1 rRNA gene is annotated in these 1,892 nt (G+C 47.7%); it reads left to right on the top strand.

Annotated features, from left to right (window positions below):
* Positions 1–358: 358 nt before the first annotated feature.
* Positions 359–1,870, top strand: a 16S ribosomal RNA gene (locus DW938_RS14430).
* Positions 1,871–1,892 lie beyond the last annotated feature (22 nt).

The following is a 1,892-nucleotide window of genomic DNA, read 5'->3' as shown; positions in this document are numbered from 1 at the left end:
TTCACAAAGAAAAGTCTTGACAAAGCTTAGCTAATATGATATAATAGATAAGCTGATTTAAGACAGCACATTAGAAAGCACGAAAAAATCGGAAGTCAAAAAACTTTTTTGAAAAAACTTCAGAAAAGGGGTTGACAAAAGATAAAAAGTGTGATATAATGTAAAAGTTGCACGACACAAAAGAGTGTAACGAAACAGCATCTTGAAAATTGAACAAAGACGAATAGTACGAAACCCTTGAGAGATTCTTTTGAGAAAAAGAATTAAAGGTCTAACATAAAGACGTAAAAGAAATGTACGTTCAGTGAAGTGAACTGAAACAGGATAACAAGAGCAGAGATGCTTTTGATATACAACTTTAATTAAGAGTTTGATCCTGGCTCAGGACGAACGCTGGCGGCACGCTTAACACATGCAAGTCGAACGAGAGAAGAGGAGCTTGCTTTTCTGATCTAGTGGCGGACGGGTGAGTAACACGTGAGCAATCTGCCTTTCAGAGGGGGATACCGATTGGAAACGATCGTTAATACCGCATAATATAATTGAACCGCATGATTTGATTATCAAAGATTTATCGCTGAAAGATGAGCTCGCGTCTGATTAGCTAGTTGGTAAGGTAACGGCTTACCAAGGCGACGATCAGTAGCCGGACTGAGAGGTTGATCGGCCACATTGGGACTGAGACACGGCCCAGACTCCTACGGGAGGCAGCAGTGGGGAATATTGCACAATGGAGGAAACTCTGATGCAGCGATGCCGCGTGAGGGAAGAAGGTTTTAGGATTGTAAACCTCTGTCTTCAGGGACGAAAAAAGACGGTACCTGAGGAGGAAGCTCCGGCTAACTACGTGCCAGCAGCCGCGGTAATACGTAGGGAGCGAGCGTTGTCCGGAATTACTGGGTGTAAAGGGAGCGTAGGCGGGATCGCAAGTCAGATGTGAAAACTATGGGCTTAACCCATAAACTGCATTTGAAACTGTGGTTCTTGAGTGAAGTAGAGGTAAGCGGAATTCCTAGTGTAGCGGTGAAATGCGTAGATATTAGGAGGAACATCAGTGGCGAAGGCGGCTTACTGGGCTTTAACTGACGCTGAGGCTCGAAAGCGTGGGGAGCAAACAGGATTAGATACCCTGGTAGTCCACGCCGTAAACGATGATTACTAGGTGTGGGGGGACTGACCCCTTCCGTGCCGCAGCAAACGCAATAAGTAATCCACCTGGGGAGTACGACCGCAAGGTTGAAACTCAAAGGAATTGACGGGGGCCCGCACAAGCAGTGGAGTATGTGGATTAATTCGAAGCAACGCGAAGAACCTTACCAGGTCTTGACATCGTATGCATAGCTCAGAGATGAGTGAAATCTCTTCGGAGACATATAGACAGGTGGTGCATGGTTGTCGTCAGCTCGTGTCGTGAGATGTTGGGTTAAGTCCCGCAACGAGCGCAACCCTTACTGTTAGTTGCTACGCAAGAGCACTCTAGCAGGACTGCCGTTGACAAAACGGAGGAAGGTGGGGATGACGTCAAATCATCATGCCCCTTATGACCTGGGCCTCACACGTACTACAATGGCTGTAAACAGAGGGATGCAAAGCCGCGAGGTGGAGCGAACCCCTAAAAGCAGTCTTAGTTCGGATTGTAGGCTGCAACCCGCCTACATGAAGTCGGAATTGCTAGTAATCGCAGATCAGCATGCTGCGGTGAATACGTTCCCGGGCCTTGTACACACCGCCCGTCACGCCATGGGAGTCGGTAACACCCGAAGCCTGTAGTCTAACCGTAAGGAGGACGCAGTCGAAGGTGGGATTGATGACTGGGGTGAAGTCGTAACAAGGTAGCCGTATCGGAAGGTGCGGCTGGATCACCTCCTTTCTATGGAGAACAGAGAAGGAAA

Source organism: Ruminococcus sp. AM43-6 (genome assembly GCF_003461785.1).
Classification (GTDB): Bacteria; Bacillota; Clostridia; order Oscillospirales; family Ruminococcaceae; genus Hominimerdicola; species Hominimerdicola aceti.
The sequence above is the reverse complement of the archived record's forward strand: the minus strand, read 5'-3'. Positions and strand labels throughout refer to the sequence as shown.